Here is a 371-nt window from a genome sequence, read left to right on the forward strand (position 1 = left end):
ATATATACGTATAAATGACCAAATTATTTCTTATCGAGGCAGATAGTGTCGACGTTTAGCTTTCTTAAACGAGTCACTTTCTAACAAAGATAAGGAAAATTTTGGTGGGTCAGAGTGGACTTGAACCACCGACCTCACCCTTATCAGGGGTGCGCTCTAACCAGCTGAGCTACAGACCCATTTATACTTGTTTATTTGCTTCAATTCAGCGTTACTTTCGTCGTTTAATCAGTCATGTAGTGAACTACACTTCCTCTTTCGCTTCTCAAGTGCCTTGACTTGAAACAAATTAACATCGTCTAAACTTAAAGACGTATATTTTTGCTCTTTCTTTATAACAAGCATATCTGTGTGGACACTCAAACGTATTT

General features: G+C 37.7%; 1 tRNA gene. It reads right to left on the reverse strand.

What is annotated here, in order from left to right:
• Nucleotides 1–102: 102 nt before the first annotated feature.
• Nucleotides 103–179 (reverse strand) — tRNA-Ile (locus CXF86_RS20090).
• Nucleotides 180–371: the final 192 nt, after the last annotated feature.

The organism is Shewanella sp. GutCb, assembly GCF_002836135.1.
GTDB lineage: Bacteria > Pseudomonadota > Gammaproteobacteria > Enterobacterales > Shewanellaceae > Shewanella.